At 38.6% G+C, this 13,104-nt stretch carries 13 protein-coding genes; 11 read left to right on the top strand and 2 right to left on the bottom strand.

The features are described 5' to 3' along the window. Positions 1–10 precede the first annotated feature (10 nt). From PaeCFBP13512_RS19520 to PaeCFBP13512_RS19490, 7 genes are all read left to right on the top strand, one after another. Positions 11–934 carry a nucleoside hydrolase gene (locus tag PaeCFBP13512_RS19520; protein WP_137225475.1) on the top strand — a complete coding sequence of 308 codons (924 nt, stop codon included), beginning with the start codon at positions 11–13 and terminating at the stop codon, positions 932–934. Between the two features lie 313 nt (positions 935–1,247). Beyond that, positions 1,248–2,045 carry a DeoR/GlpR family DNA-binding transcription regulator gene (locus PaeCFBP13512_RS19515; protein ID WP_069327524.1) on the top strand — a complete coding sequence of 266 codons (798 nt, stop codon included), beginning with the start codon at positions 1,248–1,250 and terminating at the stop codon, positions 2,043–2,045. A gap of 231 nt (positions 2,046–2,276) precedes the next feature. Continuing rightward, a complete protein-coding gene (gene ilvA / locus PaeCFBP13512_RS19510; RefSeq protein WP_137225473.1) occupies positions 2,277–3,548 on the top strand; it encodes a threonine ammonia-lyase IlvA in 1,272 nt (423 codons plus the stop codon). 94 nt (positions 3,549–3,642) lie between these two features. Then, positions 3,643–3,942, top strand: coding sequence for a putative quinol monooxygenase (locus PaeCFBP13512_RS19505; protein ID WP_137225471.1), 300 nt, complete (start codon positions 3,643–3,645; stop codon positions 3,940–3,942). 185 nt (positions 3,943–4,127) lie between these two features. Beyond that, positions 4,128–4,427 carry a putative quinol monooxygenase gene (locus PaeCFBP13512_RS19500; protein ID WP_069327521.1) on the top strand — a complete coding sequence of 100 codons (300 nt, stop codon included), beginning with the start codon at positions 4,128–4,130 and terminating at the stop codon, positions 4,425–4,427. 300 nt (positions 4,428–4,727) lie between these two features. Next, a complete protein-coding gene (locus PaeCFBP13512_RS19495) occupies positions 4,728–6,887 on the top strand; it encodes a S8 family serine peptidase (RefSeq protein ID WP_137225469.1) in 2,160 nt (719 codons plus the stop codon). 27 nt (positions 6,888–6,914) lie between these two features. Continuing rightward, positions 6,915–7,565: an S-layer homology domain-containing protein gene (locus PaeCFBP13512_RS19490; RefSeq protein ID WP_137225467.1), complete on the top strand. Its 651-nt coding sequence runs from the start codon at positions 6,915–6,917 to the stop codon at positions 7,563–7,565. A 110-nt stretch (positions 7,566–7,675) separates the two neighbouring features. Here the strand turns inward: PaeCFBP13512_RS19490 and PaeCFBP13512_RS19485 are convergent, their stop codons facing one another. Together PaeCFBP13512_RS19485 and PaeCFBP13512_RS19480 are read right to left on the bottom strand one after the other, a co-directional pair. Next, positions 7,676–8,635, bottom strand: a complete 960-nt coding sequence (locus tag PaeCFBP13512_RS19485; protein ID WP_069327518.1) for a polysaccharide deacetylase family protein — start codon at positions 8,633–8,635, stop codon at positions 7,676–7,678. 328 nt (positions 8,636–8,963) lie between these two features. Next, a complete protein-coding gene (locus PaeCFBP13512_RS19480; RefSeq protein WP_241669436.1) occupies positions 8,964–9,407 on the bottom strand; it encodes an NUDIX domain-containing protein in 444 nt (147 codons plus the stop codon). Between the two features lie 164 nt (positions 9,408–9,571). Here PaeCFBP13512_RS19480 and PaeCFBP13512_RS19475 point away from each other — a divergent pair, with 164 nt between their 5' ends. The 4 genes from PaeCFBP13512_RS19475 to bcmE are packed head-to-tail and all read left to right on the top strand — an operon-like array spanning position 9,572 to position 13,064. After that, positions 9,572–10,039: a nucleoside 2-deoxyribosyltransferase gene (locus PaeCFBP13512_RS19475; RefSeq protein ID WP_137225465.1), complete on the top strand. Its 468-nt coding sequence runs from the start codon at positions 9,572–9,574 to the stop codon at positions 10,037–10,039. After that, positions 10,029–11,030 (top strand): thymidylate synthase, encoded by a 1,002-nt coding sequence (locus PaeCFBP13512_RS19470; protein WP_137225463.1) that lies wholly within the window; start codon positions 10,029–10,031, stop codon positions 11,028–11,030. Before PaeCFBP13512_RS19475 ends, PaeCFBP13512_RS19470 begins: the two co-directional genes overlap by 11 nt. After that, positions 11,030–11,794 (top strand): class I SAM-dependent methyltransferase, encoded by a 765-nt coding sequence (locus PaeCFBP13512_RS19465; protein ID WP_137225461.1) that lies wholly within the window; start codon positions 11,030–11,032, stop codon positions 11,792–11,794. Before PaeCFBP13512_RS19470 ends, PaeCFBP13512_RS19465 begins: the two co-directional genes overlap by 1 nt. 43 nt (positions 11,795–11,837) lie before the next feature. Then, positions 11,838–13,064, top strand: a complete 1,227-nt coding sequence (gene bcmE / locus PaeCFBP13512_RS19460) for a thiamine pyridinylase (RefSeq protein ID WP_137225459.1) — start codon at positions 11,838–11,840, stop codon at positions 13,062–13,064. Positions 13,065–13,104: the final 40 nt, after the last annotated feature.

Raw genomic sequence — 13,104 nt, 5'->3', positions numbered from 1 at the left:
AACGGGATATATGAAATTAGTTATTTTAGATGTAGATACAGGGATTGATGATTCGTTAGCACTGGCATATGCAGCTCATTCACCAGAATTGGATATTTTGGGAGTGACGACGGTATTCGGTAATATTACAGTCGAGGAAGCAACACGTAATACGTTGGTCGTATTAGATAAATTAGAGCGTGAAGAAATTCCAGTCTATGCAGGAGAAAGTAAGCCGATGAGCCGTGAATATACGAAGCCTTTTGCCCGTCATATTCATGGAGAAGATGGAATTGGTAATCAGTATCGGGAACCTTCCGAACGTCAAGCGCAGCATATGAGTGCAGCTGACTTTATCGTTCAGCAAATTCAAGCATCTCCAGGCAAAGTCACTGTAGTGGCAGTAGGGCCGTTGACCAATATTGCCAAAGCTATTCAGACAGACCCTACTATTGTGAATACGATTGAACGATTAGTGGTGATGGGTGGGGCGGTTACTGTACCGGGTAATGTTACACCTTATGCGGAAGCTAATATTTACTCTGATCCTGACGCAGCCGCTTTTGTCCTTACATCAGGAATGCCGATCACATTGGTAGGACTGGATGTTACGATGAAAACATTGCTCACCGGTGTTCATTTGGACGAATGGAGACGGGAAAATAGTGCGTTATCTGTCTTTTTAGCTGATATGACGGAGTTCTATATGGGTGCTTATAATGAGATTGTAACAGGTGGCAAAGGTTGTGCTTTACATGATCCATTAGCTGTAGGCGTAGCGATTGATTCTACAATAGTACGCACGACTTCGTATGCTATTCATGTGGAATGTACCGATCCAGACGCATTAGGCAAAACGACAGGCAAACACGATACAGCTGTGGCACATATTGATGTTGCATTAGATGTAGATTCTTCTCGCTTTTTGAAACACTTTTTAAGTCGAATCGTCTAATCTTTTCTATTATAAGTAATCATTATTCAGAGCCGATCTGTTCAATGTAAGATGAGTGTAGTCTTGCATAACGGGTGGGCTTTAGATGATGAGATCTTATTAATATACATAAAATGTTACAAATACCGATTAAAGTAGACATTCTCTTTCATTTTTTATTGTTACTGTAAGGTAAATACGGTATCATTGAAATATGTAGCTAAAAGCTATTGATAAACGCTTACACGAATCGTTTCGACACGAATGAGCATTGTACTAGATGCTGATCTATATACGTTTGACAATATACAATAGTAAGGCCAGGTGTAATTCCATGAGCAGCAAGAATCCAAAGCGACAAGATACTACATCCGCAGCACAACGCAAGCTGGAGACGTTGCGAATTTTGGAAGCGGAAGGAACCGTACGGGTATCCGGACTAAGCCGCCGTTTTCAAGTGACTGAAGAGACGATAAGACGTGATTTGGAACGTTTGGAAAATGAAGGTGCTGTGGTGCGTACCCATGGTGGAGCCGTATTTAACCGGAATCGGGAACAATATGAATCGCCTGCGGTACAACGTGAAACACAGAATCTAGAAGAGAAAAAAGCGATTGTTGAATACGCATTATCTTTAATTGAACCTGGCGATGTGATCGCATTAGATGCCAGTACAACCTGTTTACATTTGGTCAAGCAATTACCGAATCGTTCACTAACTGTACTGACGTATTCACTAGCGATTGCCAATGAACTGGTGCAAAAAACCGAGATCAATGTCATTTTGATCGGTGGGTATCTAGATCGAGATTCTATGGCAAACACAGGGATTCATGCAGAGAAAATGGTCGAAAGTTATCATGTGGATAAATTTCTATTTTCCTGTCATGGATTTGATCTGACACGCGGATTAACAGAACCTTCTGAAGCACATGTACAATTGAAGAAGAAGATTATTGAGATCTCCGATGAACTCATTTTGTTAACCGATAGTACGAAGTTTCGTCGTAAATCTTTGGTGCGCCTAATGGGTATGGAAGATTTGAATCGTTTTGTAACCGATGATCAGTTACCGCAAGAAGCGATTCAAGATTTGCAAGATATGGGCGTCGATGTGATCGTTGTCGAGTAGCCATCATATTTGCTTATAGTAGTCAATTAAGCCTTTTCCGTTATGGAAAAGGTTTTTTTGTACCCTTTGGAAAGGTAAGTCTTTTGCTGTTTTTAGATTAATTTTCAACAAATTCATCGGTTAAGCTTGAAAATAGGGTACGTTAGGAGTACTTTAGATAAATGAGAAAACGTTGAGAACCGTATAGAGATGGTTGAGATCAATGAGGCGTTTGGAGTGAGGAGAGAATCAATGACAGCAACTGGTGAATATAATCCGCAAATCGTAGGCATGGAAGATATCGTACGTGCCCATCATGTATTACGCGAAGTAATCGTACGTACCCCTTTACAACGAGATAATACCTTATCTGAAAGATACGAATGTAATATCTTTTTGAAACGTGAAGATATGCAAGTCGTTCGTTCTTTCAAAATCCGCGGGTCGTATAACCGTATTCGTAGTCTTTCCCAAGCAGAATTAGACAAAGGGATTGTATGTGCTAGTGCAGGTAATCATGCGCAAGGTGTAGCTTTTTCTTGTGATGCTCTGAATATTCACGGCAAAATCTATATGCCAAGTACGACACCGAATCAAAAAGTGAAAATGGTGAAAAAGTTCGGTGGCAAAAATGTAGAAGTGATTCTGGTTGGCGATACATTTGATGACGCTTATGAAGAAGCAATGAAAACGTGTGAAGAACAAGGGATGGCATTTATTCATCCATTTGACGATCCGAAGATTATTGCAGGTAATGGTACAATCGGCATGGAAATTATGGAAAGTTTAGACGTACCTGCTGATTATATTTTTCTTACGATTGGTGGCGGTGGTCTAGCTGCTGGTGTTGGTCAATACATGCATACGATGAGTCCATCTACACAATTGATTGGTGTGGAACCAGCAGGTGCGGCTTCGATGAGTGAAGCTATTGCTCGTAATGAAGTAGTCACACTTGGTGAAATTGATAAGTTTATTGATGGCGCAGCAGTAAAACGTGTCGGTCAGCTTACTTTTGATATTTGCCGTGATGTATTAAATGATGTGGTGAAAGTGCCTGAAGGTAAAGTATGTTCGGCTATTCTGGATCTGTATAATGAAAATGCGATTGTAGCTGAACCAGCAGGCGCATTACCTATTGCGGCGCTTGATATGTATCGCGAGCAGATTAAAGGCAAAACAGTAGTCTGTATTATTAGCGGCGGCAATAACGATATTGATCGGATGCAAGAGATTAAAGAACGTTCATTGATCTATGAAGGATTGAAGCATTACTTTATGATCAACTTCCCTCAACGTGCGGGAGCTTTGCGTGAATTTTTGGAAAAAGTATTAGGGCCGAATGATGATATTGCTCGCTTTGAATATACCAAAAAACACAATAAAGAAAATGGCCCAGCACTGGTAGGTATTGAACTGAGTACACCAGAAGATTACGGTGCATTAGTGGAACGAATGGAAGCACATGGTATTAAATACACCGAGCTTAATCGTGATCTGAATTTGTTTAATTTGCTGATCTGATGAGTATTCTTAGAGTTATAGTTGGGTTTTGAGCGGAATTACTATATAATTAATAAGTCGTGCCAGTTTATTATTTATAGGAGGCTTTACCCCAATGTTAGTAATTCATGCCGAAATATTGATCCAACCCGAACACGTAGAAAATTTTCTACAACTTGCTGATCCTTTTGTAAATGCTTCACAAGCAGAAGAAGGCAATATTCGTTATACATTGATGGTGGATTTACATCAATCCAACCTATTCACGATGGTCGAAGAATGGGAAAGCCAAGAAGCGCTTAGAGCTCACGAACAAAGTGCTCATTTTCTCAAGCATATCAATGATACAAAAGATATGGCAGCTGCACCTTTGAAAGTCAAAGTATATGAAGTTATGCAATTGCCTGTTGTTTAATAGGTAAAATAAGCTTGTCCCACACAAAAGCTACTTCTTTCGAGAGGTAGCTTTTTGTACGATGATATTGTAGGTTTGCAATATCATTTGGGTTTTGTCATCATATAGGTTATAATTAGTAAGTGAGATTTTTAGAACATTAAAAAAATCATATTACATTATATACTTATAGGAGGTTTACTTATATGTTTGTTATTCATGCTAATATCACGATTAAACCTGACAGAGTAGAAGAATTTTTAGTAGAAGCAGAAGGTTTGGTTAGTGCTTCTCAAGCAGAAGCAGGTTGTATCCGTTATACATTGATGCGCGATCTTCACCAACCTAACTTCTTCACAATGGTAGAAGAATGGAAAGATGAGCAAGCTGTACAAGAACACAACCAAAGTGCTCATTTCCAAAAATTCGTTAAAGATATGAAAGAATTTGCAGGTGCACCTTTGGATGCGAAACTGTTCAACGCAACAGAAGTACCAAGAGGTTAATTCCATATATATCAATTTACGTAAGACCAAGCCCTTTCCATTGGAGAGGGCTTTTTTTTTATAATTAGTATACATAATTCTGTAAAGTCGTCCGATAAATCTTATAAGATAAATGTCGAAATTACTCGAAAGACTAATGTAGACAGGATCTGATCAGTACCAAAAAAGAATATTTACTGTCTTAAATTATATTTTTCGCTATTTAATTTTACGTAATCTTAATCAAAAGAATCTACGTATTATAGATAGCAAGTGGTAGGTAAGGCATTACTTTATAAGAGAAAAAGGAGAATCAGTTGAATGAAAAAATATATAGCTATCGTAGTCTCGTCACTGCTTACATTATCTTTGGTTCATACCGGATTAGTATATGGAGAAGAGTCTACTGCTTCTATCACAGGAGCAGATCAAGAAGTCGTTATTGTGTATAAAAATCAAGCAGGTAAAGAAGCTGCTATTGAGCAAAGTGTAGAAGTACAACATGAATTCAAAACATTACCTGCGGTATCCGCAACCGTCAGTGCAGGTGAATTGCAAGATTTGGTGCAAGATCCCAATATTGCGTATATCGAGCGTAATGTTCCGTTTCAAGTTACCGATTCTTCTGATTTTCAAGTATTAGGATCTACTGTCAATGCAACAGAGCAATCGCAATGGAATTATCAAGCAGTACAACCTAATCAAATGTGGGATAAAGGATACAACGGATCAGGTATCAAAGTAGCTGTTATCGATTCAGGAGTAGCGGCTCATAGTGAACTTACGATTGCTGGTGGTGTATCCACGGTCGATTATACAACTTCATACGCAGATGATAATGGCCATGGAACACATGTAAGTGGCATTATTGCTGCTCATAGTGGCGATGGTGCTGTAACAGGAACGGCTCCTGGCGTGCAGTTATATGGTGTCAAAGCATTAGGTGCAGATGGCAAAGGAAATCTGCAAGATGTGCTAGAAGGAATCGATTGGGCGATCCAAAATCGTATGGATATTATCAATATGTCGTTAGGAACTGAATATGATTCACAAGCATTACACGATATGGTCGATAAAGCGTATAACAATGGTATTTTAGTGGTCTGTTCTGCGGGAAATAGTGGAGCAGGAACAGATACAGTTAATTATCCTGCACAATACAGTAGCGTGATCGCTGTAGCCGCAGTCGACAAAAATTTGAATCGGGGCGATTTTTCTTCTACAGGTCCTAAAGTGGAAGTCTCTGCACCTGGTGTTGATATTGTGTCTACGTATTTAAATGGTAAATATGCTGTAGCTAGCGGAACTTCTCAAGCGGCTCCTCATATTGCAGGTATACTGGCAATTTTAAAACAAGAACATCCTTCGGAATCGATTGCGAATTTACGTACGGATTTGGAAGATTATATTGTCGATCTAGGAGCATCAGGAAGAGACAATTTATATGGATATGGATTCGTTACTTTCGCTCCTAAAGTAGATAAAACAGCTCCAGCAGAAGTAAATGGATTAACAGTCAGTCAAGCAACAACGAACTCTTTAACATTGAACTGGCAGAACCCGGTCGACAAAGATTTTGCAAAAGTAAATGTCTATAATGATACAGGCAAATTAGTAACTTCTGTAACCAAAAATGTATATCAAGCTGAAGGGTTGTCTCCATCGACAACATACTCATTTACACTAAAAACGGTAGATACAACAGGCAACGAATCCACTGGGAAATCCATCTCAGGTCAGACATTATCACCGTCTACTGAAGCTACACCTGTAGTGGAAAGTAAACCAGTTATTCCAACACCAACACCTGTATTCGCGCCAACACCAGCTGTAACTGTACCTGTGGTTACCACACCAGCACCAACTAATCTAGTCGCTGCTGTTCCATCTGGTGGTGGGGGCGGAGGCGGTGGTGGTGGAGGTGGCGGCGGTATTCCACGCCAACCATCAACACCAAGTACAACCGTTACAGCACCAGCTGTTGCTCCAACACCAACACCGACTCAAAAAGCAACACAACAACTCAATACAGCCAAAACATCAGGTAAAGCAGCAGACTGGCTTAAAGCTAAATTTGATGGCAAAAATGTAAGTGATGCTAATTTCCAAAAGCAATTATCACAGATTAAGCAAACGATGGGAATCAAAGACTTGCCAAGTAAAGCGCAATTATCTCCTTCGATTCCGGTAAGTATCAGCTTGCAAGTTGCACTCAAAAATAAACAATACAAATATATCGATTCCTCTTCTATGACACCGGATCATGTCACAGTGCTTAACAGTAATGGAGAAGTAGTAACTAATGTAAATGTCTCGGTGAAATGGAATCGTATCTTTATCACACCAACAGCAAGTGGATTTGCCAAAAACGAAACGTACAATATCATTATCGAAAAAGGCATCAAAGCGAAGCCAACAGCGAAAAGTGATCAACAAGTCTCATCCACCACGCCACTAATCTTACAATTTACAACACGTTAAAAATATAGATAAGAAAGGTGCATACTAATGAAAATCAAATCATGGCTTCAAATAGGTCTTACCCTATGTCTGGCATTCTCTTTATGGGGCACAATCTCTTCTACCAAAGCGCAAGCCGCCGATGGGCTTCCTTTTTCAGATATTTCGAATAGTTACTGGGCAAAAGATACGATTCAATGGGGATATGAAGCAGGCTTAGTCAATGGATACAAAGACGGTCAGTTCAAACCAAACAAAACAGTTAGCGAAGCTGAATTTTTAGCGATGTTGATTCGCACATTTGAACCAGAAGTGACGAGTAGTAAAACAGGGAACTGGGCAAATCCTTATTATGCTCGTGCCAAAGCTTTGAATTATCCAGTGAGCAGTTATACCAATACAACTACTCGTAATCAGATTCTTACTCGTACCGGGGTTGCACAATTGATCTCTTCTGCCGAAGGTGTGAATTATACGGGCAATGATGCGATTCAATATATGTTAGCTCTAGGTCTAGCTAACGGCAGTGATGCTTCTCAAGTGTCGATCGCTTCTTTTAAAGGAAGCAAAGCATTAACTCGTGCAGAAGCCCTTCAATTTATCAAAAACTTTGCAGATTACGGTGTAGGCGGATTGCTTGATCGTCCTACAGAAGCTTCGAATCCAGCAGATCTGCCTGCTTTGCCAACAGCGAATTAAACACACGTACGAATGATGATCACAAAAAAGCTACTTCTGTTTATAGGTTGATGACCTATAGAGAAGTAGCTTTTTTTGTGATCTATTCTATGGTGGTGTGAATATCTACATTAAGGAGCAACAGGTGAAGTACCATCCGGATCATGATTCATATGAAGCAACTCATCAATATTCGTATTTGATACCACCGTTAATCGCTTGAGGGTCAGTGGATCATCTCCAGGTCGGACAAATCCTTGGTGTACTGTAAATGCCATACGATATCCAGACTCTTTCAGTGCATAGACCATTTGCATACGGAAATCCCCGAATGGATAAGCAAAGTAAGGAGTATTGATCCCTGCTTCAGAACGCATAATTTTATCATCAGCGATAAAGCTTGCTTCATTCATACCAGCAGCATAATCATCGCCACAGTGAAGTAAAGTTTTGTAATGTAGATTATACGTATGACTGTTATATTCAAATACATCTTTAGAAGCTTCCATTTCTTCTTTGGATACATAGCTTGTTTTGTGGGGATCAAATGCTGTCGTTTTGTCTTGAATCCGTGAACCAATCACGAATAATGTTGCATGGAATCCATATTTTTTGAGAATCGGATACGCATAGATAATATTGTTTTGATACCCATCATCAAATGAGATCACGACTGTTTTGTCAGGTAACGAAATTTCTTCATCCACATATTGTTCTAACTGTTGTAGAGTTGCCGTATGGTAACCGTTATCGTGCAAGTATTTCATATCTGCTTCAAATGATTCCAAATTTACAATCGAATTATTAGTAGGCTCGGTATTATCCTTTTTAGGGGTAATATAATGATACATCAGTACAGGGATCTTATCGGCTGTACCTTCAGGAGCAACATAATCTGCGGCTAGTGCAACATTACGTTGATTAAGTGCATCACGATGTTCATAATAAAAGACTTCATTCTGAGCAGCGACCCATGAGCTACATATTTTATGTGCAAGGATAGAAGATTTGGGGAAATTCACCCCGAGAACATAGACAACCAGTAATACTGCCATGAGGGCAAGTGCATATTTTTTCCAATGCTTTTTCATTCGTGTTTAAGTACTCCTTTATAGCCAGGTGGTAAAATCTTATTATCGGACAAATGCTACTTTTTTTAAATGGACACAACAAGTAATTAAGATCGACACAACATAAAATGTAACATCTGAACTTTATTTTAAACGAAATGAATATATAAAAAGTTACATCGTCTTCTTGAAATAGTAACAATATTTTTGCTTATGGTTGGTAAAAAAAGGGTGGTAAGGAAATCTGAATAAAGGCTTCATTTCTTAAGTGAAATAATGAGTAAGCAAAAAGAAGGCAACCTTAATAAAGGTCTGCCTTCTTTTTGCTTACTGACCGATATGAGAAGATTTATCGAATAAAAGCTTGAGGTCGTTGCTCTAGCGCATCGGCTAACCATCTAGGATGCATACGAAGTAGATTGGCGGGTAACTGATCGGTAGGGAAAAATTGATAATCAAGCGATTCTTTAGGATCGACGATAAGCTCGCCACCGATAATAATTGCTTCAAAACAATTGGTAATAAAATGAACATTTTTTCCATTAGGATATTCAAAAATCTGGCTATCTGGATCAGAATAGACCCCAATTAAGCGTGTGACTTCTACATCTAATCCTGTTTCTTCTTTCAGCTCTCGTACAACTGCTTGCGTGACTGTTTCTCCTTTTTCTACATGTCCTGAAGGTATGCCCCATTGTCCGACATCAAGCCGCTGTTGCAAAAAGACATGACCCTCGGCATTAAAAATAATGACAGCAATCCCTGCATAAAGTTCATCAATAACGACAGACAAAGTATTTCCTCCTAAACGAAATAGAATCATTGAATTTTGAGTCTATTATACACTTTCCTTAGATCAGAAAACATTTTTGGGTTAATACCCTTTATTTACTAAAATAACATTAAATGATATTATTTAGTATATATTGTAAATAAAATATCATTGGAGGGTAGAATATGAATAAAAAATTATTTTTGGCAGCTCCTTTTAAAAATCTAATGAATATGGAAACAGCTACCTTGGAAAAAGGAACGCAGAATTTCTTAATAAGATTGATCGATTTTTTTGAAAATCGAGGTTATGAGGTACATAATGCGCATAAAAGAGAACAATGGGGACAGAAATTTATGCCTCCAGAACAATGCACCAAAATTGATTTTGACGAGATTGAAAAATGTGATTTATTTGTAGCTTTGCCCGGTATCCCAGCATCCCCAGGAACTCATATCGAAATAGGTTGGGCATCTGCTATGCAGAAAAATATGATTTTACTATTAGATCATGATCTTGAACAGTACGCTTATCTGGTGAGAGGCTTACACACGGTATGTCCTGTTGATTATGTAACGTATCATACGGAAGAAGATTGTATTCAGCAGTTGGAACAGCTATTGCAAGAAAGGCTTATTGCTTATGATCTTTAATCATTTTCATGATGCTTATCTGTATACGCTTGCCGAGGTATATCATAAGCCGCAATTCTATAATCAGCCACGTGGCAATCGAAGCCGGGAAGTTCTGAATTATACGTATGGAATTGAGTCTCCTATTGAACGCATTTGTTATGTACCCGAGCGGAAGACCAATATTATTTTTAATTTTGCAGAAGCTTTATGGTATCTATCAGGTAGTAATAATCTGGACTTTATCCATTATTATGCCAGCAATATGAGCAAATATTCGGCAGACGGTCGCACATTAACAGGAACAGCTTATGAACCCAAATTATTTGCATATGGGGATAAGCACTTAAATCAATGGGAGCGTATTAAAGAAGTGCTTCGTGAAGATCCTGATTCCAAACGTGCATTTCTATCTATTTTTGATGCCAGTGAAGTACTTCAACTAGAAAATATTGATGTGTCTTGTACTATCGGATTGCAGTTTTTTATCCGTGAAGATCAACTGTATATGAGTAGTTATATGCGTGCAAATGATGCTTACCGTGGCATGCTGAGTGATGTATTTTCGTTTACTTTTCTACAAGAACTTATGGCTACCGAGTTAGGACTAGAGGTAGGGAAATACTATCATAATGTAGCTTCTGTCCACATTTACGAGACAGATTATGTCCAGACGAAGACAGTACTCTCCAAAGCTAAACAGATCGGAACTGTACCAGCCTATCCTTTTCCTCCTATGCCTCTAAAAGATAATCGATCAGATCTGCAAGTTGTTTTTGAGTATGAACAGCAACTTAGACAAGGAACAATAACTTTAGAGCCAGTGGATATTGATCGTTTGGATATAGATGATTACTGGAAACAGGTGATTTTGCTATTCGCTGTGTATCAATCGATTCAACAAAAGCAAGTAATAGACCATGCGCTTTACCAAAAATTGATTCCCCTTTATCAGATGCTTGTTCAGCAGAAGTGGGAATCTTACTTTTCGATCATAATGGAGGAGATGTAATGCATACTTCTTGGAAAGAAAATACTGTATCCACTCAATTCAATGCGTATAACGATATGTTAGAAGATATCTTAGGGTTCCGTTATTTGTTTGCTGTGTTGGATTCAGATCCTACTATTCATATGATCCTTGATTATGGCTGTGGCCCTGGAAAAGTGGCTGAACGCATAGCAAATCAACACCAGCGTTATCAAGTCATTGCTGTAGATGAGTCAGAGAATATGTTGAAAATAGCAACAGATCAACGAGCACATCCGCAGATCAATTATCAATTGATTCACAATAATCAATTAGACTTTTTAGAATCGGATTCGATAGATTGCGCTGTGAACTGTTTTGTGATTATTAATAATTCTAGTGTAGATCATATTCGTCATATGCTTACAGAAATCTACCGAGTACTGAAGCCGGGCAAGCCGTTATTAGTATTGGATTCGAATCCAGATGCAACCGGATATGAGTTCACTACATTTCGCAATGGAGAAAAAGGAAAGAAATATACAGACGGAGACCGCAAACAACAGTTTCTCAAGATTCCTGAAAGTTCAGATTTAATCTTAAATGATTTTTATTGGTCCAAGCGTTTTTATGAAGAGATGTTAGAACAAGCAGGTTTTGATTCTATTCAGATCATGGAACCATGTATTGATGATATTTCGGTCAGCAAGTTGCGTCAGTATGAGGAGCAATACGATCACTCGAAATGGGGTGATGAGCAGTATCAAGCCCCTTTTGTTATCTATAAAGCTATAAAATCGGCGTAAGCATGTGATAGACCAATCGATACAAAGAGATGGGGTAATAATAATGAGGAATAGTACTGTTCGCCAAAAAGGATTTTTGGTTGTTATTTCGTTTCTAATGATGTTTGGTATCCTGCCCAATGCTAGTTACAGTTATGCAGCGGCTACAGATCAACCAACAGTCATCAATGTAGCATTATACGATTATGTTCCTGATCCAGAACGTTTTCAGCAAGCTGTAGTGAAAAATTGGGCAGAAGTCGAGCCTAATGTACGCTTGAATTTTGTCAAATGGGATGGATATGAAGCTGATCCAGATGCGAATATAGATGTGTTCGTATTTGATGCGATTTTTTTATCTCATTTTGTAGATAAGGGTTATTTGAAAGCGATACCACAAAATAAAATTCAAGATCGCCAAGATATTATTGATTTTGCTATGGAAGGATGTACAGTAAATGGAGCAGCCTACTGTATTCCGCAAATTGTGTGTACGAATTTATTATTTTATCGGGAAGATGATACAGCCCTTGCCTCTGTTCGTAGTGTACCCGACTTATATCGCATTTTAGGTGAACGACAATCGACAGGCGTTATTCCTGACAATAATGAAGGGTTGCTGATTGATATGTCTGGCGGTACTACCAAAGCAGCTATGTACCTTGATGCGTTGTTAGATACTCGTCAAGAATATAGCGATTATACCGTTTTACCTGACCCTAATACATTAAATTCAAAAGCATTTAAAAGTCTAAAACAATTACAAAAAATGGGTGGTAAAGATCAAATTGAGTACTGGCCTGACAACAACGATGCTTATATTCGAGCAGATTGGTTCCGTAGCGGTATAGGTCGTGCATTTATTGGATATACAGAAGCAATGTCTAGTATGGGTGATTATGCAGATGATGTGAATTTTAAAACGATCTCCATGTCCAATAAGACAGATATTCCTGTGTTTTATGGAGATATGGTTGGTGTGAATTCGGCTATTACAGATCCTGCCAAGCAAGACATTGCTATCAAATTAGCAAATGTGATTACAGCTAGTCAAACGATGGTAGATGCTATTTCTCCAAATGATGCTAAAGTGTATCCTCAATATTTGTTACCTGCAAGACATAGTGTATATCAAAAAATGCAACAGCAATTCCCGATTTATAGCCAATTGATCCCGATTGCTACTCATCCCGATAACAAAATATTCAAAATGGGACCAGATGCAAGAAATTGGATCGAACAAGCCAAAGTCACTATTACAGATCGCTTAGCAACAGTGGCTGTGCAGTAACCAAAGCTACTTCTATTCTATTGAGATTAGGAGACGAATG

Origin of the sequence: Paenibacillus sp. CFBP13512 (assembly GCF_005233705.1) — a bacterium.
GTDB classification, from domain to species: domain Bacteria; phylum Bacillota; class Bacilli; order Paenibacillales; family Paenibacillaceae; genus Saccharibacillus; species Saccharibacillus nuruki.
The sequence above is the reverse complement of the archived record's forward strand: the minus strand, read 5'-3'. Positions and strand labels throughout refer to the sequence as shown.

Coding starts and splice junctions, on each gene's coding strand:
- ilvA (WP_137225473.1), top strand. CDS start 2,277: ATGACAGCAACTGGTGAATATAATCCGCAAATCGTAGGCATGGAAGAT.
- PaeCFBP13512_RS19465 (WP_137225461.1), top strand. CDS start 11,030: ATGCATACTTCTTGGAAAGAAAATACTGTATCCACTCAATTCAATGCG.
- PaeCFBP13512_RS19475 (WP_137225465.1), top strand. CDS start 9,572: ATGAATAAAAAATTATTTTTGGCAGCTCCTTTTAAAAATCTAATGAAT.
- PaeCFBP13512_RS19500 (WP_069327521.1), top strand. CDS start 4,128: ATGTTTGTTATTCATGCTAATATCACGATTAAACCTGACAGAGTAGAA.
- PaeCFBP13512_RS19495 (WP_137225469.1), top strand. CDS start 4,728: ATGAAAAAATATATAGCTATCGTAGTCTCGTCACTGCTTACATTATCT.
- PaeCFBP13512_RS19485 (WP_069327518.1), bottom strand. CDS start 8,635: ATGAAAAAGCATTGGAAAAAATATGCACTTGCCCTCATGGCAGTATTA.
- PaeCFBP13512_RS19490 (WP_137225467.1), top strand. CDS start 6,915: ATGAAAATCAAATCATGGCTTCAAATAGGTCTTACCCTATGTCTGGCA.
- PaeCFBP13512_RS19520 (WP_137225475.1), top strand. CDS start 11: ATGAAATTAGTTATTTTAGATGTAGATACAGGGATTGATGATTCGTTA.
- bcmE (WP_137225459.1), top strand. CDS start 11,838: ATGAGGAATAGTACTGTTCGCCAAAAAGGATTTTTGGTTGTTATTTCG.
- PaeCFBP13512_RS19505 (WP_137225471.1), top strand. CDS start 3,643: ATGTTAGTAATTCATGCCGAAATATTGATCCAACCCGAACACGTAGAA.
- PaeCFBP13512_RS19470 (WP_137225463.1), top strand. CDS start 10,029: ATGATCTTTAATCATTTTCATGATGCTTATCTGTATACGCTTGCCGAG.
- PaeCFBP13512_RS19515 (WP_069327524.1), top strand. CDS start 1,248: ATGAGCAGCAAGAATCCAAAGCGACAAGATACTACATCCGCAGCACAA.